The following is a 26,549-nucleotide window of genomic DNA, read 5'->3' as shown; positions in this document are numbered from 1 at the left end:
GGCTGTTTCCTTGCAAAATCAGTTTGAGGTTTCCCTGGTTGGCGGAGCGTGATTCACTGGGTTTATCGCGGTGAATCGGAGAGCCAGGAATGGGTAAACCACGCGAACGGCGCCAAACGGGTGAACAGGATTTATTCCGATCCCGGCTCGACCAGATCATCAACATGAAGCACGAACTTGTGCGTCTGGCGCAGGCTATTGACTGGCCTGTGTTGGAAGCCCGCTTTGGGACGGTCTATTCGGACGGAGCTGGCATGCCGCCATTGCCGACGCGGCTGATGGCGGGGCTGGCCATTCTGAAGCACACGTTCAACCTGTCGGACGAGGCGCTGTGCGAGCGCTGGGTGGAGAACCCCTACTTTCAGTACCTCTGCGGCGAGGAGTTCTTTCGTCACGAACTATCGTTCGACCGCTCCTCGATGACGCGCTGGCGGCAGCGCATGGGCGAGGAACGGATCGGCGCGCTCTTGCAGGAGAGCCTGGCCGTGGCCGTCAAGACAGGCGCGATGAAGCCGCAGGATACGCGGCAGGTGATCGTGGACACGACCGTTCAACCGAAGAACGTCATGTTCCCGACGGATGCCAAGCTTATTCACCGGGCGCGCGAACGGCTGGTGCGGCTGGCGAAGAAAATGGGGCTTGATCTGCGCCAGACCTATATTCGGGTCGGTAAATTCGCCCTGATCCAGCACCAGCGCTACGCTCATGCGAAGCAATTCAAACGGGCCGGCAAGGCGCTGCGCAAGTTGAAGACCTATCTCGGCCGGACCGTTCGCGACGTCGAACGTCAGATCGCCGGCGACGAACAACTCGACGCGATCTTCAAATGGTCGCTCTATCAGGCAAAAACGGTCATCGCGCAGCGGCAACGTCAGCGTGGCCGCAAGATCTACAGCCTGCATGCCGACGAGGTCGAGTGCATTGGTAAAGGCAAGGCGCACAAGCCCTATGAGTTCGGAGTGAAGGTGTCCGTGGCCACAACACTGAACCGTTCAAAGGGCGGGCAGTTCGCCCTGCACGCAGCGGCGCTGCCCGGCAATCCGTACGACGGCCACACGCTCGCGACCGTCATTCCGGATATGGAAAAGATGATTGGCAACGAGCTCTCCCGCATTCTGGCCGATGCTGGATACCGCGGCCATAATGCTCCCGAAAGTCACAAGCTGAGAGTCTTCACCAGTGGCCAGAAGCGCCGTCTCACACCCGCCATCAAGCGCCAGATGCGACGACGATCGGCGGTCGAACCCGTCATTGGACACCTCAAGAGCGAACACAGAATGGACCGGAATTATCTCGCTGGCGAACAGGGGGATGCCGTCAATGCCGTTCTGGCCGCCGCCGGATACAACTTCTCCCTCCTGCTGCGATGGTTCAGGCAACTTTTGTGTCTGTTCGCCGCACTCCTCCTCACGTTCCAGAGCCGACCGATGCCGCAACAACCTGCCTGAAAGCGAGTTCTTCACGATCGACAAACTAGCGCCGCCTGGGACGGTTGTGTTCGAAGGGCAGGTGAACCGCCGTACGCATTGGGTCGTCAAGACTTTCGCACGTGACCTACTGGCCAAGGATTCGAGATAAATCGATCCGCATGCCTGCGCGGCCGAGTTCGTTTTCACCGGGTGGTTCGGACGAGTTCGATGAGGCGCTTTCGGGCTTTCCTGCATAACTCCCGTTTGGATCGTCCAGTTCGCGTTGACCTGCGATCGATCCACTGGGATCTTTGGCCTGAAATACGCTTTGAGCCTCGAACTCGCCCGTTTTCCAGGCATCGATGGCATCCTCGAACACTTGCGGGAAAGCTTCAGCGCTTTCGGGGTTTCCGTACCATTTGCTGACAATGCGAAGAATCTTGGCGAACATTCTCGTTCCCAGGCGCAGGTTCACGCACGGATCGACAAGACCAGACGTCACTTCCGAAATGTCTTTTACGCCAACACCTGCAGGAAACTGCGTGAGGCCGACGCGCACGACTGAATGTCCGACATTCTGCTTGACGATTTCCATTGCTTCCTTGGGTGTTCTAGGCTTCGGAACGAGGACCAATCGCCCTCCCGCTCTCACGGTGACAGCAAGGGGATCGGAAGAGCCTGCGGCTTTGACGAACTGCTCGACGATCGCCGGCCTCAAGGAGGAATCGGCACATTTTGTTATGAGGGCAGGATCAAGCATGAAGGGCTCCCGGAACTACGTGTTGACAGAGAAGACAAGCGGCTTGTGGAAGAGACGCGACCAAGCCTCGACACTGGCACGCTGGATGGGCACGATAGACGTGCTGCCTGTCCACCAGCCGTTCCCAACGGCGACGATGATATCAGGGTCGTAAAGCATGGACTGAACGACCGGCCAGACAATGAGTTGCTCGTAGCAAATCACCGGCGCAACCCGTTTGCCTGCGATTTCGGCGACGGGATTGGAGAAGAAATACGCACGTGCGCCGCCGCCGCCATCAATCAGTGACTGCCAGGGCTGCCACATCGAACCGGGTACCGGCATACGCTCGCGGTAGACTATTCGCGCCCCGAACTCCGAAAGTTCCAAGAGCACATTGTCGTAACCGATCTCGTCGACCACGGATGCGCCTGCGACGACCGTCAACCCGCTTGCCCGCAATTCACGCAGCCATAGCCGTTCGACCGTTGGTGTCCAGAAGCCGATCGCACTCTCTGGCAACACAACCACGGCGCCTTTGCCGCGCCTTGCCGCCCGCGCCGTTGCAACAAGGCCACGCTGCCGTTCGAGATTGCTGGTTCGGCCGAGCGACGCTCCAAGTGTAAGCTCGACACCATACCACGAAAAGGGTGGGTGCTGCGTCGTCCATTGTGCGGCGGACCAGAGCCACAAGGCAATTATGGCCATGGCTGCAGCCGGCCGAAGCCTGGTCGTCATGATCAAGAGGCCGGCTGCCATTGCGCCAAGACCGACCCACCCCCAGCCGGGGAACAGAACTCCGGCGGCGGTGATCGGGTGAGCCCAGCCCAAAATCCCAAAGGGCGGCACTGCCATCAAAAACATGACCAAGAGATAACGGATTGCAAGACGCCATCCCGATCTCTCGGTCCACAGAACAGCGTGGACGCCGACGAAGGCCGCCGACGCGATCAACCAGAGCAATAGACCGGATAAGAGATTTGAACCATAGAAGGCGACTGCGCCATGCGGCAAACCTCGAGATGCCGCAAGGAAATAGGTCGCCGATGCCATGGCGGCGCTTGGCCGGTCGCGCGCCACGGACCAGATAAACGGAAAGGCGGCAGACATAGGAAGGGCGAGGGGATTTCCGCACCAACCGATCCAGCCAGCCGCCAGTGCCGCGCCCAAAAGGACACTGTTGCGGACCAGTTCACGGCGCATAGATGAGGACCGCCTTTGCCAGGCCGAGCACCCCGGAGGCAGGCACTGGACCAAAGTAGCGAGAGTCGAAGGACCCGATGAAACCAGAGTGAAGAAACACGTAGCCCGTCGGTACTGTTCCTCCGCTGAACCGCCTCAAGCTCCGACCTCTGCCGTCCAGCTGGGCCGGTTCGGAATGCGGCAATGCAAGGCCGTCGATACTAACCAAGCGGTCAATTTCGATCCTTTGTGATGACATCGCAACGATGGTTTTGATGAGCGGCGCATAGCCACCAGGACAGAGCCCCGATCGAAGGTAACCGCGGTCAAACGCTTCTCGCATGGTGGGCGTCGGCGGCGGACAGACAAAGACCAGGTCGCCAATCTTGTAGGATCCTTCCGGCATTTGAATTCGCCAGATCCCGAGAGGTTCGCTCGGCGTTAAATTGATCCGATACCCAAGCGCGCCACCGGACACGATGAGAGCTAAGAGAACTGAAATAAGTGCGACAGGCAAACTCACCCGACGCCAAATTCGCGATGTTTGCAGGCGCTGATCGTGCAAAAAGGTCATTTCAGTGAAAGCCCCTTCCTGATCGTCTGCCGCAAGGCCTCGGACTGCTTCAGAGAGGATGTCGATCGCTCTTGGGCGGACAATTGCTGAGCCGCGCGCAGAAAATTCCAGGCGGTCTTCATTTCTGCCTTCTGCAGAGAGTTCATCCCGGCCGTGAGGGACCGATAGGTTTGCCCGCTCGGGTCCCTTGCCGAAATCCCTAGGAAAGTCCGTTCCCCGAAGCGCTCCGCAACAGCCCTTGCAAACCCCTCAAGCTCCAGCCTCACCCTCTCGTCGGCGAGCCCGTGCTCGAGAACTGCGTGCAGGTCACTGCGGTCGATCGAATCGCGAACCTGCTCGAGCGCCGATCTGGCGCTCGGAGAAAGAGCGGGAATATTGATCGCGCTCTTCTGGCGGGCGGCGCACTCCTCTGTCTCATACTCTCGTTTTGCATTGGCGCGAATTTCAAGATAGCGGCCCAGATTGCGCGCCAGCGCAGTGACATTGACGAGCGCCGTGTCCCGATCTTGCTCGTCGGATTTGCTGGGGAACAAACCCGTCTTGCCCTTGAGGGCACCGAAGCTACTCGGCTCTTCGGCGATCTTGAGCAGTGTCGCTGACGCCCTCGTCGTGTCAGCCAGCATCGCAGCGACATCGATGGCCTTGAATGCGGTCTCAGGTTGGGCATAGACGAGGTGGAACCGAACGAAGACATCTTCCCATAGCTTTTTTAAACCCGGGTCGGCCGCGAGCCTGTCCTCGACGACCTGCCCGATCGACCTCGAAAAAATGGTGATCCCGGAAACCATGGGCTCTGCCTCCTTGATTGCGTGGTATTTCATCGCCGGCCCGACCAGGCCGAGTCGGGATCCGACAGCGGCCAGGCGCGACGCGAGCGTGATGAGGTTGTGCTTTTGCCTGACTGTCCAAGCGAGCCGGTCACGAACAAGCGTTCGGGCGACATTGACGGCATGAAGGCCGCGTGCGTCAGCAAAGCGGAGCGCCTGTCGGTAGGGGCTGCCTTGCGCATAGTCGAGCGTCGTTTCCTTGACGTTCGTGCGAGACAGCAATTCGATGAGGCCTCCAGCCTTTGTGAAGGACCGGCGGCCATAATAGACGCTGAGATCCTCGCGGTGGCGGGTCATGGCGACATAGGTGAGGTGACGGTCGAGGGAAAGAGATGCCAGCAACTTCACTCGATCGACAGTAGCGCCCTGGGCTTTGTGCACCGTAGTGGCATAGCCGTAATCGACATTGTTGTAGAAGCGCTGCTCGACCGCGATCTGGCGGCGACGTTCGCCTTCGCCGATGACGGCAACGATGCGGCCAGGCCCCGCTTGAACGACCGTGGCAAGCATGCCGTTCTTGACACCAAGTGATCCCTCGTTCTTGAGAAAAACGATCTGGTCGCCGGCCGCGAAGTTGCGATCTCCATCGGCTGTCTTGAAGGTAGACCCGCCATCGATGACGCCGCGCTCAATGAGCTTGGCACGCGCCAACTCGTTCAGCGTCCGGACATCACGACGCAAATGCGCAAGGATCAGGGAAGACCTGGCTGGATCATAGTCGCGGCTCCAATCCGCAATGAGGTTTGAGACCGCTTCAATCTTCAGCTCGGCGCTGATCATCCTTCCATTCGACCGATAGGCTTCGACCGCCTTGCCGATGTTGCCATGCGCAAGATCGCGCGAGGCGTCACGCATCCATTGTTTGCGCTGGCGATATATCGTGTCGAGTTCGGCATAGCCGATACGATTGGCAATCGCTCGGAAGGCAGCGCCCGCCTCGATCGGCTGCAACTGTTCCGGATCGCCGACGAGAACGAGTTTGGCGCCGGCTTTGGTGACTGTTTCAACGAACAGCGCCATCTGCCGCGACGAGACCATGCCCGCCTCATCGAGAACGAAAATCGTCTTGTCGTCGAGCTGATCGCGGCCCTGGCTCCAACGGAGCCCCCACGACGAAAGCGTGCGGGAGATGATGCCTGCTTCCTTCTCGAGACCTTCCGCTGCCTTGCCGGCAAGGGCACCGCCAACGACGCGATATCCAGCTGCTTCCCATGCCTGTCGAGCGGCCCTCATCATTGTGGTCTTGCCAGCACCGGCCCGACCGATCACTGCCGCGATACCTTCGCCACCGGCGACATGTTCGATTGCGCTCGTCTGTTCATCGGACAGGCGATCATTGCGCGCAAAGGTCGCGCCGAGCACTGTCTTTTGAACCTTGTGCGACGATCGCTTCGACAACCAGATTGCTCGATTGACCATTTCGGCTTCCAGCCGGATCAACTCGCGGGTTGTGTACTTGTCCGGGGTACATTGACCTGTGGCGAAGTCGATCCTCTCCCGATCGAGACGCAGGGTCGCGGGGCTCTGCAGGATGCGAGCAAGAAGGCTTTGGAAAAGGATTGCGTCGTCGATATAGCGATGCAGGAACTTGGCGACATCGCGCTCATCGAAGACGCTCTTTTCCCGCGCAATCAGGTCAAGTACGATCCCCGGATTGCGCTGAATTCGTCGCGCATTCTCGGCCCGGCGCTCATCTTGCAATTCCAGCCGCTCGAGCGAGACCTGTTCGCCCGAGCCTTCCGCCTTCCGTTCGATTGCCTTGGCGCCGACACCGAGATGGATGGTCGGGGTCAGCTCGATACCCTGCTTTTCGAAGGAACGGCCATCGATGCGGATGTCGAGACCGGCAACTGCCAGATGCCGATTCTGGCAGGCAAACCAGCCGTCGCGAAAGACATTGAAATCATCCAGTCTTCCAGCCCAAAGCTCATAGACGATCTTGCCGCTGTCGTTGCGGAGCGGATTGCCGTCCGCTCCGAGCACGGGCACTTTCTTGGCACCGAAACCGTCTTCCGTCAGCGGCCGCAATGTGGTCATCAAATGGACATGCGGATTGCCAGGCGCATCGTGGAAGACCCAATCGGCCACCATGCCCTTGTCGATGACATGCCTTTCGACAAAATCGCGGACAAGCTCGATATTCTGCTTAGCCGAGAGTTCGATCGGCAAGGCAATCGTCACGTCCTTGGCAAGCTGTGCGTCAGAGCGCTTCTCGAAATCCTCGACCTTGTTCCAGAAGGCTTCCGACGCAGATGAAACCGAGCGGTCGGCAATGATTTCGCGTAACCACCCCGGCGCGTCGACTGGAATGACAAACTCCTCATGAAGCAGACCCTGCTTCCGGCTGTAGTCGATCGTCCGGGCTTCCCGCTCATATTCCATCTTGGTGCAATGGCGGTAGGCAGCCGACAGCACTGCGCTGCGGCCGGACCCGCGGGCAACGATCGTGACTGAAAAATGCGGGACGGTCACTGTGAAACCAGCTCCTTCGAGCAATCGAATTCAATAAGCTCGTCAGGAGCGGCGGCCCGAAAAGGCCAAGCGCAGAGCGTCGCGTCAGCGACGTATAATTGCGCCCTTCGGATCCGCTCCTTCGGAACGGTCGGGATCATGCTCAAAGGTGTTGGCTGCGCCAACTCGCATTTCTGTCAGTAGATCATCTCGCCAATCTGCGGGACCTTCCTGCTTGAGGAAGTCGAAACCGTATGAAAGGCCGACCGGGAATGAAGAAACCGTCCGCAAGAATTCGCGAAGAAATCGTCCGTCTCCAGGAGCAGTTGAAGCAAGCCGAAACGCGGGAGGCCGAGCGCATTGGTCGCGTCGCTCTCAAGGCTGGGCTAGGCGACATGGAAATCGAGGAATCAGACCTTCAGACGGCATTCGAAGGTCTCGTCAAACGATTTTGCGAGACGAGACCCGCGTCGATAGAAAAGGACAAAGGCGGGGCAAGTAGAACTCCGCAAAGCGCGTCGAACCGCCCTGGAGCAGATCAAGTCAGCACTGGCGAGAATTGATCGGATGCAGCGCGCAAGAAACTCGCAAGCGCGGAAGAAGGATACACGCGACAAGATCGAACTCGGGGGCCTGATAGTCAAGGCGGGCCTTCGCTACGAGAAGCGCGCACTTCTTCTCGGCGCTCTGATCGATCTCAATCGCCGTCTCGGGATCGACGATGGCGAGCGAGCGCGACTGATGGCCATCGGCAACGAGGCATTCCGCCATGACAGCAAATAGGGTGGTGCTCCTCTTCATACCGATCATGTTGATGATTGGTGTTACCGTTGGCACCACTGGCATCGAGCAATGGCTGGCAACGTTCGGCAACACCGATGCGGCCAAGGCCGCGCTCAAGCATCTAGGTATTGCCGCGCCCTTCGTCGCAAGCGGAGGCGCCGGGGTGATCGTCCTCTTCGCCGCAGGCGGCTCGGTCAACATTCGTTCTGCTGCCTGGGGCGTCGTTGCCGGAGCCGCCGCCACATTCCTGATGGCATTTGCCCGCCAGGTGTTTCTCCTTTCTGTTTTTGCAAACCAATTGCCCAGAGGCAGCAGCATGGTTGCCGATCTTGAGACAGGGACGATAGCTGGGGCGGTGACTGCACTGATGACTGGATGTTTCGCGCTGCGGGTTGCGCTTCTCGGAAATGCGGCATTCCCGCGCGCCGAGCCAAGGCGTGTTATGGGCAAACGCGCCCTCCATGGGGAGGCCGACTGGATGACGATGCAGGAAGCGGCGCAGCTTTTCCCGAATAGCGGGGGCATCGTGATTGGAGAGTGTTACCGCGTCGATCGTGACGACGTTGCTTCACATCCATTTCGGGTTGACGATCCTGAGACCTGGGGCGTTGGCGGCAAGTCGCCGCTGCTCTGCTTCGATGGATCTTTCGGATCGTCCCACGGCATCGTCTTTGCAGGGTCCGGTGGCTTTAAGACGACTTCAATCACCATTCCAACCGCGCTCAAATGGGGCGGGGCGCTTGTCGTGCTTGATTCATCGAACGAGGTTGCGCCTATCGTGATCGAACATCGCCGAAAGGCTGGCAGGGACATTCTTGTCCTCGATCCAAAGCACCCAGACATCGGGATCAATGTCCTCGACTGGATCGGACGTTTCGGTGGCACCAAAGAGGAAGACGTGGCCTCGGTCGCATCTTGGATCATGAGCGAAAATGGGCGAGCACAGGGCGTACGCGATGACTTCTTTCGTGCTTCCGCACTTCAGCTCCTCACCGCAATCATTGCCGATGTCTGCCTGTCCGGCCATACGAAGAGCGAAGAACAGACCCTTCGCCAGGTACGCAGCAACTTAGCGGAACCGGAGCCGAAACTGCGCCAGCGACTGCAGGAGATTCACGACAACTCCAAATCCGATTTCGTGAAGGAGAACGTGGCCTCTTTCGTGAACATGACACCGGAAACCTTCAGCGGTGTCTATGCGAATGCAATCAAAGAGACGCATTGGCTTTCCTACCCAAACTACGCTGCGCTGGTATCCGGATCGAGCTTTATGACAGATGCGATTGCCGACGGCGACACGGATGTTTTCATCAACATCAATCTCAAGACGCTCGAAATGCACTCCGGGCTGGCGCGCGTCATCATCGGCACGTTCCTGAACGCCATCTACAATCGGGATGGCAGGATGAATACGCGCGCGCTTTTCCTTCTTGATGAAGTGGCACGCCTTGGGTACATGCGAATTCTAGAGACGGCGCGAGACGCTGGTCGCAAGTACGGCATCACCCTGATGATGATCTACCAGTCGATCGGTCAGTTGCGTGAAACCTACGGTGGCCGTGATGCATCAAGCAAGTGGTTTGAGAGCGCAAGCTGGCTTTCCTTTGCGGCGATTAATGATCCTGAAACGGCAGATTACATCTCACATCGCTGCGGCATGACCACGGTAGAGATCGACCAAGTCAGCTTGAGCTCCCAGTCGCGCGGATCATCGCGCACGCGATCGAAGCAACTGGCGCCGAGGCCACTGATTCAGCCGCACGAAGTCCTTTGCATGCGAGCCGATGAGCAGATCATCTTTACCACCGGCAAGCCACCGCTTCGCTGCGGCCGCGCCATCTGGTTCCGACGTGAGGACATGCGGCAATGCGTTCGGGCGAGCCGCTTTTCAGTCACGTCGGGCGGCCCCTGAAGGTGAGCTCGAACTAGCCCGCGTCACATCGCGACATCACTGAAATGAATCGGTGAGCCGGAACCGATTCAAAACTGTCGTTGGACCCGGAATCTCCAAAGCGCGATTCTGTGTGCATGATCTCGCAACCCTACAAACTCTACATCGAGCGCACCGATCCGGCCCGCAACATGGCTCGCTTTTATGCCATGTCGATTGACGCGACTCTGTTTGGTGACGTTTGCCTCACCCGTCGATGGGGACGCATAGGCGCCAAAGGACAGACAATGACCCACCATTTCGAGCGAGAGCACGATGCAGTGGTGCTCTTTCTGGATCTGATCCGGCTTAAGCGAAAGAGAGGGTACGCCACGGTCGCCAGTGGGCGTCGCTCATCCTGAAGACGACTGATGAGCAAAGGACCTCGCGTCAGAATTCTGACTGCCAGCTTTAAGCACTACGCGCGGGAGGCATCGTCCCTATCGCGATGAAACGCGATCCGCAGCAAAGGTGCACCGGGTCGCACTCGAGACGAAAGTGAACGCCCTAAGGGTGGTAGCTCGACTTGCGCGATATCGAACTGTTCGGCCATGGCGACGGCAAGCTCTGCTCTGGCAATTTCGAGCTCGGCTACGATTTGACGACGCCCAGAAGCCCAACCTGCATTGCGGAGTTCGGCGCGCAGTTCTTCGATCTGCTGTTCGATAAAATTGGTCATCGTTTCGTCTCCTGAAGTTCGTGAAGGACGACAACCGCTGCCAGTGACACTTAGATGGGGCAGGGGATCGCATCAATTCCGATGACGCGGGCGAGTGGGAAGCCTTTTTCAAGAGGCTCCGCACAATCGGGAAAACCGCTCATTGTCGGGGAGCTGACAGCCGATCAAGCTTTATTGGGCAGCTATACTCCCTCTGTTCGCAGCAAAGGCTGAAAACCGGCTCCGCCTTGTGGCGGAGCCGGGTCACTCGCTAGTCCCGGTTCGGGCGGGACCAGATAAGCTGGAGGCTTCCTCCGCCTTCGACTTCGGCGAGTGTCGCGTAAATCGGGGCAGCAAAGCTCGGGTCGTCAAGTTTGACGGAGAGGTAATCCCGGCCCTGCTCGGAGGTCTTTTGCCAAGCAGCGCCCAACTCGACATTTCCAGCATAGATGCGGAAGTGAGGGCCCTTTTCGGAGGGAGTCTCGACCCGGGAGATGCGAGCCTTGAGATTGAGGGCGAGAGTGCGGATCGAACCCGTAAATCCGTTCTCGGTGGAGGTGAAGGTGCCGATGGTTGCCATTCTAAGTTCCTTTCGTTGTTTCCGGCCGCGCCCATCGCGGCCTCGATGACAGTCACGAGTCCGTGGACGATCGGACCGCACCTATTTGGCCGAAATGAAACGGAGGGCGGCAGTCGCATGTTTGTTAGTAGGCGAGGAAAGACGGCGAAACGGGAAGGTGGAGTAAGAACACGCGACTGCCGTTGGGGGGATCGATCGAGGCGAAGCCGTACTAAGGTTAGGCACGTCTCATCGCGGTCGCAGACGGAGCGCCAACAATCCATGAAGGGAACTTGGGTCTGACGGCCTCGAATAGACGGTCTGTTCCAATGCCGGCTTATCGACGAAACGTCACCCAACGCGTTCAGTTCGGCGGTACCGGTGCACCGGAAAAGTCGCAGATGAAAGAACACGGTAAGGACGGCTAGCAACCGTGCCAGATCCAGCAGTTAGATAGTGCTGAGACATTTCCCAAGACCGCTTAATAAGCAGCGCACTCGGAAGCCCCGCCGCTTTGTCGAGCGGTTGGTCGATTTTGGCTCCGCTTCGATTGCGCTTCGCGTCAAACATTATTATCGTTTTATTTCAGATACTTAGCAAAACGTGGCATAACATACATTATGGAACTGCTTTCTCGCACCGGCGATCCCAAGAGCTTCGGCGGAGCCATTGGTTTCAGCGGTTCCGACCTCCGATCCTTGACGTCGAACGGGTGTCAATAGTTGCATGAGACCTCGTTGCCCCGCGGCGACTTCAAAACGAGATCCGCTTTCCAACGGATAAAGGTACGAGCCGGCCCTCGGGATGAAGGCAGCCTTGCCACCGAGTTCCAGCAAGCAGCGCTTGAGGTGCTTGGCGGCGGTTTGGGCTATGATCCGCCCGACGTGGGTCGAGCCGGTGAAATTGATGCGGCGCACGACCGGATGGGCGATCAGTGTCTCGACGATTGCCGAAGCTTCGGCTGGCGCGTTCGAGACGATGTTGAGCGCGCCCGCCGGCCGCTGCAACCCGACCGTCTCAATACTGTCAACAAGCTCGCGAAAAGAGTTCTTGCTGCGCGCCCGAGGATTGAGAAGGTTGATACTGTCGACGGGGATGATGACCACCGTACGGGTCTGTTCTTCCATCATGCGACCTCCTTGATAGGGCGTTCTGCCAGGGGCAAAGAGCGGTTCCAGATCGTCGAAAGGAAGGCGTCCAGCATGATGGCCATTCCGCCGTGCGAACCTGTCCTATGATCGATCGTTCCACTTCTATAGGTGATGGAACGGGCGCGATCTGACTGCAGTCGCACCAGCGATGGAGAGGGACGGAACCAGAATGTCATTCGTCGGAGGGCCATTCGAACGAAACAAGTTTGTTGTGTTCTCCGAGCCGAGGCGAACGTCGGGCGAGCGAAAGCTCTGCACCAGAAAAGACAATCGGAGTCCTCAATCCTGGGACGCCATCGTTCCCGAGCACCATTTCACGGTGGCGAACCTGCGGATCAGCGAACACGTCGTTTAGTGTATTGATCGGCCCAGCCGGCACCCCGACGGTTTCGAGCACTGACAACAATTCGTCTCGCGTCATCGTCCTCGTTCTATCTTCCAGAATTTGGGTGAGCTCCTGGCGATTTCTCACTCTTTCGGCATTGCTGACGAAGCGCGGATCACCGGCAAGAAACGGCACGTCCAGCGTTGAAGCTAGGCGAGCAAATTGAGCGTCATTACCACAAGCAACTATGACGTATCCGTCGGAGACCGGGAAGACTTGGTAGGGCGCAATATTCGGATGGGCATTACCAAGCCGCACCGGCGAGACACCCGTGGCCAGAAAGTTCATCCCTTGATTTGCCAGTACTCCGACGGTGCTATCGAACAACGCCATGTCGATGTGCTGGCCCCTGCCCGTCTGGTTTCGCATCAGTAACGCAGATTGAATGGCGATTACCGAATAGAGACCAGTAAAAATATCAGCAAACGCGACCCCCATTTTTTGGGGCTGGCCATCTGGTTCACCAGTCAGATGCATCACTCCCGCCATACCTTGCACGATAAAATCGTACCCCGCACGGTGGGCATAGGGTCCAGTCTGACCAAACCCCGTAATTGAGCAATAGATCAGGCGAGGGTTTTCTCGGCTGACGGTCTCATAGTCGAGCCCGAACTTCTGCAGACCGCCCACCTTGAAGTTCTCAATCACTATATCAGCCTGGGCGATCAGTTCCTTCACCCGTTGCAGATCCGATGGCGATTGGAAATCTGCAACTACGCTCATTTTTCCGCGATTGCAGGAATGAAAGTAGGCCGCAGCTCGTTCGGCCTCAGTGCCAATAAACGGAGGTCCCCATCGACGGGTATCGTCGCCTTCCGGCGCCTCGACCTTGATCACGGTGGCGCCGAGATCGGCAAGCGTTTGCCCTGCCCACGGTCCTGCAAGGATTCGGGCAAGTTCCAGAACACGCAGCCCTTCTAGTGGAGAGGACATTCTTGTTTTCCTCAGAAGAAGGCCTGCAGCCCGGTCTGGGCACGGCCGAGTATGAGTGCATGGACGTCGTGAGTGCCCTCGTAAGTGTTGACCGTCTCGAGGTTCTGTGCATGGCGCATTACCTGGTACTCAATCTGAATGCCGTTGCCTCCATGCATGTCGCGCGCCGTACGCGCGATATCCAACGCCTTTCCGCAGTTGTTGCGCTTGACCAGCGAGACCATTTCGGGCGCGAACCTGCCTTCGTCCATCAGCCTGCCGACGCGAAGAGAGGCTTGGAGGCCCAGGGCGATCTCCGTCTGCATGTCTGCGAGCTTCTTCTGGAAAAGCTGCGTGGCCGCGAGTGGGCGACCAAACTGCAGTCGGTCCAAGCCGTATTGGCGAGACTGCGTCCAGCATTCTTCCGCGGCGCCCAAGACTCCCCACGAGATGCCATATCTCGCGCGGTTAAGGCATCCAAAGGGGCCTTTCAGGCCCGAAACGTTGGGTAGCAACGCCTCTTCCGTAACTTCGACGCCGTCCAGAACGATCTCGCCCGTGATGGAGGCGCGAAGCGACAGCTTGCCGCCGATTTTGGGCGCCGAGAGGCCCTTCATACCTTTTTCCAGGATGAAGCCGCGAATCTCGTTGTCATGGGCCTGGGACTTGGCCCACACTACGAATACGTCGGCTATTGGGGAGTTCGAGATCCAGGTTTTCGAACCGCGAAGGCGGTATCCGCCATCAATCCTTTCCGCCCTGGTTTTCATTCCGCCGGGGTCTGAGCCTGCATCGGGTTCCGTTAGCCCGAAGCATCCGATCAATTCGCCCGACACGAGCCCCGGCAGGTATTTCTGGCGCTGTTCGTCTGAGCCGTAAGTGTAGATTGGATAGATCACGAGCGAAGACTGCACGCTCATCATAGACCTAAATCCGGAATCCACCCGTTCGATTTCCCGCGCGACGAGTCCGTACGACACATAGTTCGCTTCGGCGGCGCCATATTTTTCCGGCAGAGTGACGCCAAGAAGGCCAGTCTCTCCCATCTTCCGAAACAGCGCGGGATCCGTGTGTTCATGCAGATAAGCTTCGTCAACGATGGGACGGAGTTCGCTGTCCGCGAACGATTTGGCGGTCTCGCGGATCATCCGTTCTTCTTCGGACAACTGGTCATCGAAAAGAAGTGGATCGTCCCATTGGAAGTGCCCTTGCGTACTCATTTCAGCTCCCGGTTTGTGGCTCCGAGCCTCCCCTATCCTTCGCCGACGCACAAACCATATTTACTCAAGCTGCTTTGAGTAATATGCAAAACAGATGAGCAATTTTCAGCGCCGCCTTATCCCCTCCACCGCTGCACTCACGGCCTTCGATTGCGTCGCCCGTCTGGGGAGCCTGTCGGCCGCCGCCGCCGCGCTTGACCTCACCCCTGGCGCGATAAGCAGACAGATCGCTTCTCTAGAAGAGCAACTGGGAACTATACTCGTCGTTCGCAACAACAAGGGCGTCAACCTCAGCCAGAAGGGTGAGCAATATGCGAAGGGCGTCGCCGAGGTCATCGAGAAGATCCGATTGATTTCGTTGGAAGCTATGGCTCAAGGCACCGCTAGCACCCTAAAACTCGCGATTCCGCCTACGTTTGGAACAAGGTGGCTCCTGCCGCGCATCCCTGATTTTGTCGAACGGCATCCCGATGTCACGATCAACTTCTCCACTCGTATCGGGCAGTTCGACTTCGGAAAGGAGGAGCTCGATGCCGCGATACATGTGGGCCGACCAGATTGGCCGGGATGCGACTGTCAGCTTCTCCTGAAGGAAACTGTTGTGCCCGTATGCAGCCCGGAATTCCTGCAGCGAAATCCATTCGACGGCCCCGCCGCACTCCTGCGGATCCCGCTCCTGGAAATGGCCTCACGGCCTCAGGCGTGGAGGCTGTGGTTTTCACATTTTGGTATAACGGAGCGATATCGCGAAGGTATGCGGTTCGAGCAGTTTATCAACGTTTCCCAAGCATGCCGTGCTGGCTTGGGCGTGGCGTTGATGCCATCATTCCTTATCGCCAGCGAGCTCGAAAGCGGCCGATTGGTGAAGGCCCTCGACTTGCCCGTAGACAGTCCGGTGTCCTACTATTTCGTGTGCCCCATTGAGAAGGCCAACGACTCCTCTGTGGGCAGATTTAGATCTTGGCTGTTCGACCGCGTCGGGGCTTTCAACAAGTCGCCCAAGTGAGTGTCCACCCGCCGCAGGCAGGATCCGCGACGGATGGACGGAGAGCGCTTTATCCGACTATGCGACCGAAGCCGCTTCCGACGCGATTGCTGCCTCGATCGACTCTTCGATGATGTCGAGACCCTCTTCGAGTATCTCGTACTCGATTGTCAGCGGGGGAAGCAGGCGGATGACGTTCTGGCGCGTGCCGCAGGACAGAAGGATAAGACCACGACGCTCCGCTTCAGCGACAATTCGGCTTGTCAACGATGGCGACGCGGCCTTTGTCTCCCGGTCGTCCACGAGTTCGAAAGCGATCATTGCTCCCAAACCTCGGACGTCACCAATGCGCTCCATTCCCTGTCGCTCCGCCACAGAACGAAGCCGCGTCACAGCTCGACGCCCTATTTCAACCGCGCGTTCGCGAAGCGCCTCATTATTGATTACGTCAAGCACGGCATTTGCTGCGGCTACGGCAAGGGGATTGCCGGCGTAGGTTCCACCCAGACCACCGGGATGGGCTGCATTCATTACGTCTGCTCTTCCAGTCACCGCCGACAACGGAAAGCCGCCGGCTAGCCCCTTGGCCAACGTGACGAGATCAGGCTTTACGCCGGAGTGCTCGATACCGAACATCTTGCCCGTTCGAGCCATGCCGGCCTGCACCTCGTCAGCGATCAGAAGTATGCCGTGGCGATCGGCAAGTTCGCGCAGTTTCACAAGGAATTCGGTCGGGGCGATGTTGAAGCCGCCTTCTCCCTGGACCGGCTCGATAATGAAGGCGGCCACCCTCTCAGGATCCACGTCGGCAGCAAAGAGGCGCTCCAAACCCGAGAGTGCTTCTTCGACCGAGATGCCAACGTAAGCGTTAGGGAATGGCGCATGATATATTTCGGGGGGAAAAGGTCCGAAGTTCTTCTTGTACGGAACGACCTTGCCGGTGAGCGCCATCCCAAGCATCGTGCGGCCATGAAACGCGCCTGAGAATGCGACAATTCCAGAGCGCCCCGTGAAGGCACGGGCGATCTTGACGGCATTTTCCACGGCCTCTGCGCCAGTCGTCACCAGCATGGTCCGGTTTTCAACACCCGTCGGAGCGATCGCGTTCAGATGTTCCGCAAGACGCACATATCCTTCATAGGGCGCAACATGGAAACATGTATGGGTAAACTTCAGCGCCTGATCGGTGACCGCCTGCATCACGACAGGATGCCTATGACCCGTATTGTTCACCGCGATACCAGCTGCGAAATCAATGAACCTGTTGCCATCGACGTCCCAAAGCTCGGCGTTCTGCGCTTTCTCGACGAAGATGTTGCGCGTGCCGACGCCGGTTGCGACGGCCGAGTTCTGGCGCGTTTTTAGTTCCATAGAGGCGGTCATGCCGTGTCTCCAATATTCGATGAAAAGAAGGAGCCAGAAGGAGGTAGAGTCCGTCTGGCTCTCGAAGCATTAGTCGATGTTCAGCCACACGGACTTGGTCTGACTATACTGCGTAAGTGCCTCCAGGCACTTGTCGCGACCGTTGCCCGTCTGCTTGAACCCGCCCCAGATCGAGGTCATGTCGCCGTGGTCGAAGCAGTTGACCCAGACGACGCCAGCTTCGACGTCGCGTGCGAACCGATGAGCTTTCCCGACATCACGCGTCCATATCGAGGCAGCGAGCCCATAGATCGAGTCATTCGCGATTTCGACAGCTTCTTCCGCGCCACTGACCGGAATGATGGTCGCGACGGGTCCGAAAATCTCCTCACGCGCGATCTGCATCGAGTTGTTCACACCGGTGAACAGCGTTGGCTCGACGTAAGCACCCGCTGAAAGTGACGACGGTGTGCCGCCGCCGAATTTCAGCACGGCGCCCTCCTTCTTACCAATGTCGATGTAGTTCAACACCCGCGCTTGATGAGACGAGGTAACGAGCGGGCCGATCGTGGTCGAGGGATCGAGCGGGTCGCCGAGTACAAAATTCTCGCGCGTCTTGGCTGTGAACCGTTCAACGAAATCATCGTGGATGTTCTTTTCCACCAAGATGCGGGAGCCAGCGTTACATACCTCGCCCTGATTGCCGTAGATTCCATTCACCGCGTAAGTGACGGCTGTATCGAGATCATCGAAGTCGCCAAGAATGATCTGAGGCGTTTTGCCACCGCACTCGGTGCTTACCCGCTTCATGTTCGACTGGCCGGCGTAGATCATCAGAAGCTTGCCGACTTCGGTCGAACCTGTGAACCCTATCTTATCGATGTCGTTGTGAAGCGCGAGCGCCTTCCCGACTTCTTCGCCGAGGCCATGCACCACGTTGAATACCCCCGCGGGGCCGCCGGCCTCCATGAACAGTTCCGCGAGCAGATTTGCCGAAAGTGGTGACTGCTCCGCCGGTTTGAGAACGACAGAATTTCCGGTGGCAAGCGCCGGGCCGAGCTTCCATGCCGCCATCATCAATGGATAGTTCCATGGGACGATGACACCGACCACGCCGAGAGGTTGGCGGAGAATGTAGTGCAATGCACTGCTGGCAGTCGCGGTCACCGTGCCTTCGATCTTATCGACGGTCTCCGCGAAGAACTTCAACGCCATCACCGAGCCGGGAATGTCGATATTCAACATGTCCATCACGGGCTTACCCATGTCGATGCTGTCCAGCACCGCAAACTCCTCCGCATGCTGCTCGACTAGCGCAGAGAATTTCTCCAGCACTGCCATACGGTTCCTTGGGTCCATGCGCGACCAGACGCCATGCTTGAACGCCTTGCGCGCCACTCTGACAGCGTTGTCGACCTCTACCTGACCGCCTCTCGCGATGTCGGCGATGGTACCGCCGGTCGCGGGGTTGATGGTGGGGAATGTTCTGCCATCCTGCGACGGGACGTAGGATCCGTCGATGAAGTGCAAGGGCCGGAGCTTGAGTGCCCTCGCCTTTTCGTGCCAGAAGGCTGTCGTGTAAGTTGCCATGTCCATAGCCGTTCTCCTTTAGCTAACTGTTTATTTTTCGATCTCGTAGAAGGACCACCGAGGCGACCACCGTCACGAACGAAGCTGCTACGATCAACGTGCCTACCGCGTTGATTTCAGGCGTGATCCCCCGCCTAAGGGTCGAATAGATGTAGATGGGAAGCGTCACATCTCGGCCCGTCAGGAAGTACGTGACCGGGATTTCGTCGAACGACAGCGTGAAGCAAAGAAGTGCCGAGCCGAAGACCGACGTTTTGATATTGGGCAGCGTCACGCGCCAGAACGTTTCGAGCGGTGCCGCTCCGAGGTCGGAGGAAGCCTCAAGCATACGGCTGTTGAGCTTCGAAAGTCGCGCGAGTACCTGCGACACCACTACTCCCAGCAGAGCCGTGGAATGGCCAATGACCACAGCGAAGAGACTCTGGGGTATACCGATCTGCTTGTAGAAGTTCAGCATCGCAATGCCGGTTACGATACCTGGTAGGCTGAGCGGCAAAAGTATGACGTTCTGGAAAAGCTTCCGCCCTGGGAAGTTATACCTGTCGATCGCCAATGCCGCCGTCACTCCGACGGTCACGCTGACTGCGGTGGCGAACAACGCGACTAGAAGACTATTCTTTAGCGCGGCCAACATCTGTCCATTCGAAAGAAACGCCTGGTACCAACGCAAAGTGAAGCCTGAGAGCGGAAAGGATGTCACTGCGCTATCATTGAACGAGAACATCACGAGGATCGCGATCGGCACATAAAGAAACGCCAGAACGAGAATGCTCACGCCTGCCAGCCCGCGCTGCCACCATTGAAGAGTGCGCATGTTTTCTCTCCTATCGCATGTCGAGCTGGCCGACGCGATCGAACCTGCTGGAAATTCTGAGGACGACGAGCACGAGGATAAGAACAAGCGTCGCGAGCGCAGATCCGAGAGGCCAATTCAGCGCCGCTCCGAATTGTGTCTGAAGCAGGTTGGCGATCATGGTTCCGTCGGGTCCTCCCACCAGGACTGGGGCGACGAAATCGCCAAACGACAGGCAGAAAGTCATAGTCGCGCCGGCAGCGAGACCGCCGATGGAAAGCGGGAAAATGACCCGCCAGAATGTTTGGAATGGCCCGACACCCAGGTCTTCGGACGCCTCAACGAGAGCTTTCGGGATATTGTCCAGTACCGTAAACAAAGGCATCACCATGAACGGTATAAAAATGTAGACCAGCGTGATGACCATCGAGGTCTGGTTATACAAGAACGCAGACAGTGGCTCCCGGATAAGTCCGAAGGAAATCAGGAGCGAGTTCACAGCGCCGTTCGTGCCGAGGATAATCTTCCAAGTGTACGCTCGAAGCAGGTAGGAAACCCATAGCGGAACGATCACCGACATGTAGAGCAGACTGCGCAAGGCGCCGGAAGTAACAGTGAAAACCAGGAAATACGCAAGCGGGTAGGCGAGCATCGTCGAGAGGATCGTGACGAGTGCGGCGATCTTCAACGTCCGGAGAATTACAGTCACGTATTGCGGGTCGCTGAAGATCTGGGAGAAGTTCCCCCATTGGAAGTCAGGCACGAACAATGGAAACTGCCGCGTCCAGAAACTCACGGAAATCATGATCGCGTAGGGTATGATCATAAAGACTAAAGCCCAGGCGAACGGGCCGGCGAACAGTGCGGCGAATGACCGGAAGTTTCGGCGAACCACCATGTTCATCGCGCTTCCTCCAGGAAGAACATCACATCGCGGGGCTCTACGTGAAGCTTGACGGGGGATCCCGGTTCCAAGGCGAAATATCGTGCAGCAGCACGAGGAACGTCGGCAAAGAAGGGCTTGGTGTCGTCCACGAGCGTGAATTCGAGACGCACCCTGTCGCCGTGGAAAAGGCTGTCGACCACTCTGGCTTCGATCTCATTTGCTCCGGCCACCGGATCGAGCCGCAGCCGTTCCGGCCTTATTCCGAGTTGGACGCGCGTGCCCGGACATGCGGCGACATCCGCCTGGCCGCCGATGCGCTCTCGCTTTAAGATCAAGCCGTTTTGAAGAGTGAATGCTTCCGTGTCTTTCGATCGTGACTGGAGCGTCGCGGGAAACAGATTGGATGCGCCGATGAAGTCCGCGACGTAGGTCGTTCTCGGATTATCGTACAGGTCGGTGGGCGCTCCCGTCTGCACGATACGCCCTTGTTGCATCACGACGATGCGATCAGAAAGAGCGAGTGCCTCATTTTGATCATGGGTCACCATCAAGAATGTTATCCCGAGCTCGCGATGTAGCCGTTTTAGTTCGACCTGCATGGACTCGCGGAGCTTCACGTCAAGAGCGGAGAGCGGTTCGTCCAGAAGAAGCACTCTCGGGCGCCTAACGATAGCTCGCGCCATCGCCACGCGTTGACGCTGCCCGCCGGAGAGCGCACCGGGACGCCGCGAACCGAACGCCTCCAAGCCCACGAGGGCGAGGGCCTGCTCGACACGGTTCGCGCGTTCCGCTCTGGGGACATTGTTCGATTTTACGGAGAGTCCGTAACCGACATTTTCCGCGACCGTCATGTGCGGGAACAGAGCGTAGTCCTGAAACACTGTATTGACGGGACGGCGATAGGGCGGGCTGGTGGTAACGTCTGAGCCGGCTATGGTAACGGTGCCAGAATTGGCCTGCTCGAAGCCACCCACGAGCCGCAGTGTCGTGGTCTTGCCGCAGCCGGACGGTCCCAGAAGAGTGACGAATTCGCCCTCGTTCAATTCCAGATTGGTCTCATGCAGGGCAGTGAAATGGCCATAGGTTTTGGTCACGCCGTTCAGCGTCACGATTGGTCGCGAAGTCATGCGTTTTTCCGATTGATGAATAGAGTGGGATTCCGCATGCCGAGGAAGACCTCTCAGCATGCGGAATTGTCGACGTCTCAGCCCATCACGGAGCAGCCTTTACAGCGTTCCAGACCTCGAGATACTTGTCGAGCCGCTTCGGCTGCTCCCACATCACCAGGCTTTTCACGAAGCCGATGTTGCCGACCTGCCGCTCCTTCTTCAACGTTTCGTCCATGCATGACGAGACGGCCTCCGGATTCACGGGGAAGTAACCGGTAGACTGAGCAATCCCGCACTGGCCCTCTGGCGACTGCATGAACGAGATGAACTTGTAGGCGCACTCGGTGTTAGCAGACCCCTTCGCGATCATCATCGAGTCCATCCAGCCTTCCGACTTTTCTTTTGGAGTGAACTCAACCACTTTGAAGCCCTTGTTGAGGCCGTTGACGTCCTTGCTGGTGAGCCCTGTCCACGCGTTCGACACGTAGACCTCCTCATTGGCCATCAACTCGGTGAGTTCGCCGGCCGAGGCCCAGTATTTGCGAATGAGCGGCTTCTGTTCGATCAGCTTTGCCTTCACTGCTTCAAGCTGTTCATCCGTAAGGTCGTAGATGTCATTGTAGCCGAGATATCGTGCCGTCCAGTAAAGGGCCGACTTATCGTCCCACAACGAGATCTTGCCCTTGTATTTCGAATCAAACAGCACGCTGATCGAATCTGGAGTTCCAGCGACCTTGTCGGCACGATAGATCAGCGACACCGACCCCCAGATCAACGGTACGGCCCATGTCTCGCCTTCGGCGGTGACTGCGCTGGCTTTAGAAAATTCCGGATAGACTCCGTTGTACCCCTCGACTTTCGAAGTATCGATCGGATCAACAAAGCCGGCCTTCTGCATCATCGGAACGGTATCGAGCGACGGGGTGATAATGTCGTACACTCCACCGCCCGCTGCGAGTTTTGCTGCGAAGTCATCATTCGAACCGACATAGGAGGCGGTCACCTTGCAACCGGATGCCTTCTCGAACTTGGGAATGAAAGTGTCCGCCGCGTAGCCTTCCCAGGTAAGAATGTTGAGGTCTCCGGCATACGCAGTGGCCACCTGTGGCAATATTGAAGCAGTGGCTACCAACGTGGCTATTACTGTTTTCATTCTATTCATTCTTCGTTCCCCTTGTTGTTTAGAACGTCATTGAATGCGCTTGGTCTTACGAACAAGCGTGGCGACATCGATGCCGAGCGCCTTGGCGGCGCTTCTTTTGCTTCCATTCTCGGCGATGGACTTCTCGAGAACCCAGGTCTCGAACTCGTGGACGAGATCTTTGAAGGATCGCGCCATAAACGCACCTGATGCCGCTTCGACCGCGCCGGGATTCGCGCCCGCAGACGTCGCGCCCTCCAGCGGCACGCAGAAATGTTCCGGAAGCGCCACGTCGTCTGCTGCCGCGGCTGCGTTATCAAGTATGTTGACTAGCTCCCGCATGTTGCCGGGATAGGGATGTGCGAGGAGGCGGTCGCGGAAGCCCGAAGACAATTTGAGCGCGGGACTTCGCCCTTGATTGATCCGTTGGAGGTGACGCTCGATAAGCAAATCAAGCAGCTCGCGATCTCCGGCCAGAGTCGGGAGAGGAATATTCACGACCGATATTCGATAGAAGAGGTCCTTGCGGAATTTTCCGTCCTCGACGAGCGCGTTCAGATCCTCGTTTGTCGCCGCGACCAAGCGTATTCTGATCCTGCGTCGCTGAGACGATCCGGCACGGCTGAAGGTCTGGGTTTCAAGAAGCGCAACGAGCTTCATCTGCGCTGAGTGGGGCAGATCGCTGATCTGATCGAGGAACAGAATCCCGCCGTCCGCCGCCTCTACGTAACCCAACTTGCCTCTTGTTGATGCGTCGAGCTCGGATCCGGGCTCGATACCGAACATTTCAATGTCGAAATTTTCGGCCGACAGCATACCGCAATTAACATGCACGAAGGGGGTGGAGTCCGCCTGGGACCGTAGAGAGAGATGCCGGGCGAACTCGGTCTTTCCAGTGCCGCTATCACCTGTCAGAAGGACCGGACTGCCGCGATCAATCGCTTTGGAGGCCCGTCTCAGCAGGTCGCCCAGGCGTTCAGTTTCAACGTACTGCGCCACTTCCGTAAGCGGCAACTCGGATTCAAACCGGAACCCTTCCGAACCTGGGGCTTTCGTAGCGCGTGCAGACTCACGCATCGTCATGAGCGCGCCGTAGGCACCACCATCCGATGTCCTAAGGATACTGACAGACGCCACGACGCTACGCTGTGAATTTAGAACTCCGGAAACCTCGATCCGCTTTAGCTGTTGCAGCGATGCCGCCAGCTTCTGCATAACAGGTCCGGCCGTCTTGACATGCTTTCCGAGCGCCGTTCCAACCATCGCGCTCTTGGCGAGATTGAGCAGAACCTCGAGCTTGGTGTTGACCAACTTGATCGTACCGTCAATTTCAAGAAGGGCCGCGCCGTCCGGTAGAGCCTCGAGGAAGCTGGCCATCTGCGGATCGTCGATGAACGCGGGCCGAAGGCGACGGGGGGAAAGAGTTGCGACGTCGTTGCCATAAAATTTCATCGTCCGTCCTCCATCACGGCGGTACGCGCACGGCGACGGGCCTTGCGACGGGCTGTAAGAACGTAGCGACGTATCTCTCCCTCGATGCCTGCCGCCCGAAAGCGCCATATCTCCTTCGAGCCATCGGCAGCCGTCACCGCAAGATCGCAGCCGTAGTCCTCTTCGCTTCCGTCAACCGCTGCCTGTCGCAGCCGTGCTGCCACATCCCTGCCCTCGACAAAGTGATCGACAGGCTTGCCTAAAATCTGTTCTGCCGACCTGCCCCAAGCAGACTCTGCAGCAGGATTCGCGGCAAGGACCTTCCCCTCCTCGGACATGACGAGTATCGGATCCGGCGTGGCGCTCAGGATGTCGAGCATCGTAGCGGCCCTATCGGAGAGTTGCTGCTCGCGGCGACGATGTGGACCAATATCGCGTGTTGTTCCCCACAGGCGCACGAGGAGACCGTCCTTGATGGCTGCCCGGAAGTCGTTCTCGACGAGCATCTCAGAGCCGTCGTGCCTGCGGTCGATCGCCGCGGCGTGATCGAGGCGATAGTTCGATCGCACCAGGTCGCGGATCATCTGTCGGTTCACATTGGTGTCCGGAAAATAGCGCGATACCGGCTGGGTGTTGAAATCGAGAGACTCAGGCACGCCATAGAGTCGAGCCATGGCGTCGTTGCACGCTCGCCAGCGGCTTTGATTGGAGAAAACGCGGTCCACTATCTCATCTTCGGCGAGCGAGACGTCGATTGGCTCGAGGAACTCGATGCACCAACACGCCTCGGTAGCCGCACCAATCATCTGCGAGAGAATTTCGATCCGTTCAGCAAGTTCCGGAGCGGTACCCAGAGCCGCAGAAGTCAGGGCCTGCTTGACAATGGCAATCCCCCGCTCCTTGTCGCGAAATGCCGTTGCGACCATCGGCGTCTCATCATACGCCGACGCGTTGACCCAGACCGGAAAGCTATGTGCTTCCTGTACGCCATCAGCCGCGAGCAACCGTAGGAAACTGGCAGACTCGCTGCTGTAGATTTGCTCGAGAGCAACACCGCCGTCCGCGTCGGTTGGCTCAATGGAGAGTTCGCGCGCCTCGTAGGCGTTCATTTTGACGATCCGGCCCTTTTCATCGATCCAATCGATGAAAAGCGGCACTCCATTCAAAAAGTGTGCGTTTTCTTCTGACATCATTTCTCGCTGTCGGGTCCGGTGTTGCAAGATTGCCCGGTCGACCTGGCCAACATCCAGCCATTGGTTCCGGTAAAATCAACCGCCTTCGCATAAAATCTCGAAAAATGCGTTTCCAGGGGCAAAGACGTGCGCAAAACTGCAACGAAGTTCTGCAATACTGCAACACTTTTCAAGACTTTCACATTTTCATCGGAGAATGTGCGCCGATTTTGGGTGCCCGGAAGACGAGCGCCGCAGTCGTTTCTCCTTTAAAACAGCTCAACCTTTCGACCGAGAGGCGGCGTGGGTCCGGGCATCAGGTCAAAGGGATGAGCATCAGCTCCGCCGTGGAGATTTCGATGCTAGATTTAAGATCAACGATATCGAACCTGCGTTTCCCTTCGAACAGGTGGGGCAATTGATCCTGCGCCGCGCGGACATCCCCCGCCTTCTTTCCATCGGCGCTTGAGCGGTAAGAGTCGTCGGAGCAGGCTGGCGGGCGATCGCTTCTGTAGTCGATGAGCGCAGCATCAAATTTGCCAGGGCGCGCGAGGGCTCTTCGGCCCCTGCTGGCCGCCGGCAGTCCTTTGTCAATGCGACGCACATATCCGAAATAATACTTAGCACTGTCGAGAGTTACTGTCGGCCGCCGATCGTGCGTGGATCGCGTTGAGGACTTGTCCATCGTAGAAAAGCAATAAAATCAATGGTCGGCGGCTTTGGGACATGATGGAACAACTTTTAGGACAGGCAGGAATAACTTCCTTCTGTTAAATCATTGATTTTCTTACACGTATTCGGACATTTTTTCTGCATTTCTAGAGCCGCGGTGTCTTCTTCGCGATCCCACCGTTTCACCCGGAAACTCTCAAATCACGTCGATGTAGAAATCGGTGCCTTCCCACTGCTGCCTAGTTGTCCAGAAGATGGTGAAGAGGACGATGCCTGGGCCGAGCATTTTGGTCGGCAAGTCGCAGACATGAGTACCGAAGCCCGTATCACGGGTATGGCTGTCCGTGACATGAGCCCAAGCGTCGGTCGACCAATGCACGATGGCAGTCTCGCTCAGTTCAATGCGCAGGCTACGTCCTGCCGCCATCACAGTCCGCTTGTCCGTCAGGCGCCAGGCGAAGGGCGCAATCGGCGGCTGACCGGCGACATAGCGGGCAACAGTCTGGGGTGGCATGTCGAAAATGACACCATCGCGGATCGAGCGCAGCAATTTGATGTGTTCAGCATGGGCCCAGACCAAGGGCATGGCGCTGCCGGAGGGGCGACCAAGAAAAAGCTCGCGTTCGGG

General features: G+C 57.8%; 22 protein-coding genes and 2 pseudogenes. 6 read left to right on the top strand and 18 right to left on the bottom strand.

The window, feature by feature from the left end:
• The first annotated feature begins 89 nt into the window (after window positions 1-89).
• On the top strand, window positions 90-1,448 hold the full coding sequence (locus C934_RS0129725; RefSeq protein WP_018860159.1) for an IS5-like element ISRsp18 family transposase: 1,359 nt from the start codon (window positions 90-92) through the stop codon (window positions 1,446-1,448).
• 106 nt (window positions 1,449-1,554) lie between these two features.
• Here the strand turns inward: C934_RS0129725 and C934_RS0129720 are convergent, their stop codons facing one another.
• Genes C934_RS0129720 through traA form a run of 4 tightly spaced genes read right to left on the bottom strand, consistent with a single transcriptional unit; the run spans window position 1,555 to window position 7,203 of the window.
• Window positions 1,555-2,169 (bottom strand): TraH family protein, encoded by a 615-nt coding sequence (locus C934_RS0129720; RefSeq protein ID WP_026372201.1) that lies wholly within the window; start codon window positions 2,167-2,169, stop codon window positions 1,555-1,557.
• Window positions 2,170-2,184: 15 nt separating this feature from the next.
• On the bottom strand, window positions 2,185-3,351 hold the full coding sequence (locus tag C934_RS0129715; protein WP_018860157.1) for a conjugal transfer protein TraB: 1,167 nt from the start codon (window positions 3,349-3,351) through the stop codon (window positions 2,185-2,187).
• Window positions 3,341-3,904 (bottom strand): conjugative transfer signal peptidase TraF, encoded by a 564-nt coding sequence (traF, locus tag C934_RS0129710; protein ID WP_051085635.1) that lies wholly within the window; start codon window positions 3,902-3,904, stop codon window positions 3,341-3,343. Before traF ends, C934_RS0129715 begins: the two co-directional genes overlap by 11 nt.
• Entirely contained in the window at window positions 3,901-7,203 is a 3,303-nt protein-coding gene (traA, locus tag C934_RS0129705) for a Ti-type conjugative transfer relaxase TraA (protein WP_018860155.1), read from the bottom strand. The genes traF and traA overlap by 4 nt, the downstream gene beginning before the upstream one ends.
• Before the next feature lie 251 nt (window positions 7,204-7,454).
• On the opposite strand from traA, the gene traC reads away from it, so the two are divergent.
• The 4 genes from traC (at window position 7,455) to C934_RS0129680 (ending at window position 10,257) form a co-directional block, all read left to right on the top strand.
• Window positions 7,455-7,745, top strand: coding sequence for a conjugal transfer protein TraC (gene traC / locus C934_RS0129695; protein ID WP_018860153.1), 291 nt, complete (start codon window positions 7,455-7,457; stop codon window positions 7,743-7,745).
• Between the two features lie 4 nt (window positions 7,746-7,749).
• Entirely contained in the window at window positions 7,750-7,965 is a 216-nt protein-coding gene (gene traD, locus C934_RS0129690; protein WP_018860152.1) for a type IV conjugative transfer system coupling protein TraD, read from the top strand.
• Window positions 7,952-9,877, top strand: a complete 1,926-nt coding sequence (gene traG, locus C934_RS0129685; protein ID WP_018860151.1) for a Ti-type conjugative transfer system protein TraG — start codon at window positions 7,952-7,954, stop codon at window positions 9,875-9,877. The genes traD and traG overlap by 14 nt, the downstream gene beginning before the upstream one ends.
• 116 nt (window positions 9,878-9,993) lie before the next feature.
• Window positions 9,994-10,257: a WGR domain-containing protein gene (locus C934_RS0129680; protein WP_018860150.1), complete on the top strand. Its 264-nt coding sequence runs from the start codon at window positions 9,994-9,996 to the stop codon at window positions 10,255-10,257.
• A 56-nt stretch (window positions 10,258-10,313) separates the two neighbouring features.
• Here the strand turns inward: C934_RS0129680 and C934_RS34355 are convergent, their stop codons facing one another.
• The 5 genes and pseudogenes from C934_RS34355 to C934_RS0129650 all read right to left on the bottom strand — a co-directional run bounded on the left by C934_RS34355 (window position 10,314) and on the right by C934_RS0129650 (window position 14,780).
• Window positions 10,314-10,574 (bottom strand): hypothetical protein, encoded by a 261-nt coding sequence (locus tag C934_RS34355; RefSeq protein WP_083929935.1) that lies wholly within the window; start codon window positions 10,572-10,574, stop codon window positions 10,314-10,316.
• A 250-nt stretch (window positions 10,575-10,824) separates the two neighbouring features.
• Entirely contained in the window at window positions 10,825-11,133 is a 309-nt protein-coding gene (locus C934_RS0129670) for a DUF736 domain-containing protein (RefSeq protein WP_018860148.1), read from the bottom strand.
• 782 nt (window positions 11,134-11,915) lie between these two features.
• Window positions 11,916-12,239: pseudogene (locus C934_RS36260) on the bottom strand (aldehyde dehydrogenase family protein); the annotation flags it as partial.
• 196 nt (window positions 12,240-12,435) lie between these two features.
• Window positions 12,436-13,581 (bottom strand): CaiB/BaiF CoA transferase family protein, encoded by a 1,146-nt coding sequence (locus C934_RS0129655; RefSeq protein ID WP_018860146.1) that lies wholly within the window; start codon window positions 13,579-13,581, stop codon window positions 12,436-12,438.
• A gap of 11 nt (window positions 13,582-13,592) precedes the next feature.
• Window positions 13,593-14,780, bottom strand: coding sequence for an acyl-CoA dehydrogenase (locus tag C934_RS0129650; protein ID WP_018860145.1), 1,188 nt, complete (start codon window positions 14,778-14,780; stop codon window positions 13,593-13,595).
• A 94-nt stretch (window positions 14,781-14,874) separates the two neighbouring features.
• Here C934_RS0129650 and C934_RS0129645 point away from each other — a divergent pair, with 94 nt between their 5' ends.
• Window positions 14,875-15,786, top strand: coding sequence for a LysR family transcriptional regulator (locus C934_RS0129645; RefSeq protein ID WP_018860144.1), 912 nt, complete (start codon window positions 14,875-14,877; stop codon window positions 15,784-15,786).
• 57 nt (window positions 15,787-15,843) lie between these two features.
• Here the strand turns inward: C934_RS0129645 and gabT are convergent, their stop codons facing one another.
• The 9 genes and pseudogenes from gabT to C934_RS32940 all read right to left on the bottom strand — a co-directional run.
• Window positions 15,844-17,148 carry a 4-aminobutyrate--2-oxoglutarate transaminase gene (gabT, locus tag C934_RS0129640; RefSeq protein WP_018860143.1) on the bottom strand — a complete coding sequence of 435 codons (1,305 nt, stop codon included), beginning with the start codon at window positions 17,146-17,148 and terminating at the stop codon, window positions 15,844-15,846.
• A gap of 69 nt (window positions 17,149-17,217) precedes the next feature.
• On the bottom strand, window positions 17,218-18,723 hold the full coding sequence (locus C934_RS0129635) for an aldehyde dehydrogenase (RefSeq protein WP_018860142.1): 1,506 nt from the start codon (window positions 18,721-18,723) through the stop codon (window positions 17,218-17,220).
• A gap of 16 nt (window positions 18,724-18,739) precedes the next feature.
• Window positions 18,740-19,531 carry an ABC transporter permease gene (locus C934_RS0129630; RefSeq protein ID WP_018860141.1) on the bottom strand — a complete coding sequence of 264 codons (792 nt, stop codon included), beginning with the start codon at window positions 19,529-19,531 and terminating at the stop codon, window positions 18,740-18,742.
• Window positions 19,532-19,541: 10 nt separating this feature from the next.
• Window positions 19,542-20,414, bottom strand: coding sequence for an ABC transporter permease (locus C934_RS0129625; protein WP_018860140.1), 873 nt, complete (start codon window positions 20,412-20,414; stop codon window positions 19,542-19,544).
• Window positions 20,411-21,523, bottom strand: coding sequence for an ABC transporter ATP-binding protein (locus tag C934_RS0129620; protein ID WP_018860139.1), 1,113 nt, complete (start codon window positions 21,521-21,523; stop codon window positions 20,411-20,413). Before C934_RS0129620 ends, C934_RS0129625 begins: the two co-directional genes overlap by 4 nt.
• 85 nt (window positions 21,524-21,608) lie before the next feature.
• Window positions 21,609-22,658: an ABC transporter substrate-binding protein gene (locus C934_RS0129615; protein ID WP_100248228.1), complete on the bottom strand. Its 1,050-nt coding sequence runs from the start codon at window positions 22,656-22,658 to the stop codon at window positions 21,609-21,611.
• A 36-nt stretch (window positions 22,659-22,694) separates the two neighbouring features.
• Window positions 22,695-23,861: a sigma 54-interacting transcriptional regulator gene (locus C934_RS32955; protein WP_198011842.1), complete on the bottom strand. Its 1,167-nt coding sequence runs from the start codon at window positions 23,859-23,861 to the stop codon at window positions 22,695-22,697.
• A 233-nt stretch (window positions 23,862-24,094) separates the two neighbouring features.
• Entirely contained in the window at window positions 24,095-25,267 is a 1,173-nt protein-coding gene (locus C934_RS33350; RefSeq protein ID WP_018860136.1) for a PAS domain-containing protein, read from the bottom strand.
• A gap of 850 nt (window positions 25,268-26,117) precedes the next feature.
• A pseudogene (locus C934_RS32940) lies at window positions 26,118-26,549 on the bottom strand (glucan 1,4-alpha-glucosidase); the annotation flags it as partial.

It is taken from the genome of Rhizobium sp. 42MFCr.1 (genome assembly GCF_000377185.1).
GTDB lineage: Bacteria > Pseudomonadota > Alphaproteobacteria > Rhizobiales > Rhizobiaceae > Rhizobium > Rhizobium altiplani.
The sequence above is the reverse complement of the archived record's forward strand: the minus strand, read 5'-3'. Positions and strand labels throughout refer to the sequence as shown.

What these genes read in the sequence shown, in the direction of transcription:
- C934_RS33350 (WP_018860136.1), bottom strand. Translation starts at nt 25,267, where the DNA reads ATGTCAGAAGAAAACGCACACTTTTTGAATGGAGTGCCGCTTTTCATC.
- C934_RS0129650 (WP_018860145.1), bottom strand. Translation starts at nt 14,780, where the DNA reads ATGAGTACGCAAGGGCACTTCCAATGGGACGATCCACTTCTTTTCGAT.
- gabT (WP_018860143.1), bottom strand. Translation starts at nt 17,148, where the DNA reads ATGACCGCCTCTATGGAACTAAAAACGCGCCAGAACTCGGCCGTCGCA.
- traD (WP_018860152.1), top strand. Translation starts at nt 7,750, where the DNA reads ATGCAGCGCGCAAGAAACTCGCAAGCGCGGAAGAAGGATACACGCGAC.
- C934_RS0129645 (WP_018860144.1), top strand. Translation starts at nt 14,875, where the DNA reads ATGAGCAATTTTCAGCGCCGCCTTATCCCCTCCACCGCTGCACTCACG.
- traG (WP_018860151.1), top strand. Translation starts at nt 7,952, where the DNA reads ATGACAGCAAATAGGGTGGTGCTCCTCTTCATACCGATCATGTTGATG.
- C934_RS0129715 (WP_018860157.1), bottom strand. Translation starts at nt 3,351, where the DNA reads ATGCGCCGTGAACTGGTCCGCAACAGTGTCCTTTTGGGCGCGGCACTG.
- C934_RS0129670 (WP_018860148.1), bottom strand. Translation starts at nt 11,133, where the DNA reads ATGGCAACCATCGGCACCTTCACCTCCACCGAGAACGGATTTACGGGT.
- C934_RS0129630 (WP_018860141.1), bottom strand. Translation starts at nt 19,531, where the DNA reads ATGCGCACTCTTCAATGGTGGCAGCGCGGGCTGGCAGGCGTGAGCATT.
- C934_RS0129635 (WP_018860142.1), bottom strand. Translation starts at nt 18,723, where the DNA reads ATGGACATGGCAACTTACACGACAGCCTTCTGGCACGAAAAGGCGAGG.
- traF (WP_051085635.1), bottom strand. Translation starts at nt 3,904, where the DNA reads ATGACCTTTTTGCACGATCAGCGCCTGCAAACATCGCGAATTTGGCGT.
- C934_RS0129720 (WP_026372201.1), bottom strand. Translation starts at nt 2,169, where the DNA reads ATGCTTGATCCTGCCCTCATAACAAAATGTGCCGATTCCTCCTTGAGG.
- C934_RS0129615 (WP_100248228.1), bottom strand. Translation starts at nt 22,658, where the DNA reads ATGAAAACAGTAATAGCCACGTTGGTAGCCACTGCTTCAATATTGCCA.
- traC (WP_018860153.1), top strand. Translation starts at nt 7,455, where the DNA reads ATGAAGAAACCGTCCGCAAGAATTCGCGAAGAAATCGTCCGTCTCCAG.
- C934_RS0129680 (WP_018860150.1), top strand. Translation starts at nt 9,994, where the DNA reads ATGATCTCGCAACCCTACAAACTCTACATCGAGCGCACCGATCCGGCC.
- C934_RS34355 (WP_083929935.1), bottom strand. Translation starts at nt 10,574, where the DNA reads ATGACCAATTTTATCGAACAGCAGATCGAAGAACTGCGCGCCGAACTC.
- C934_RS0129655 (WP_018860146.1), bottom strand. Translation starts at nt 13,581, where the DNA reads ATGTCCTCTCCACTAGAAGGGCTGCGTGTTCTGGAACTTGCCCGAATC.
- C934_RS32955 (WP_198011842.1), bottom strand. Translation starts at nt 23,861, where the DNA reads ATGCAGAAGCTGGCGGCATCGCTGCAACAGCTAAAGCGGATCGAGGTT.
- C934_RS0129725 (WP_018860159.1), top strand. Translation starts at nt 90, where the DNA reads ATGGGTAAACCACGCGAACGGCGCCAAACGGGTGAACAGGATTTATTC.
- C934_RS0129620 (WP_018860139.1), bottom strand. Translation starts at nt 21,523, where the DNA reads ATGACTTCGCGACCAATCGTGACGCTGAACGGCGTGACCAAAACCTAT.
- C934_RS0129625 (WP_018860140.1), bottom strand. Translation starts at nt 20,414, where the DNA reads ATGAACATGGTGGTTCGCCGAAACTTCCGGTCATTCGCCGCACTGTTC.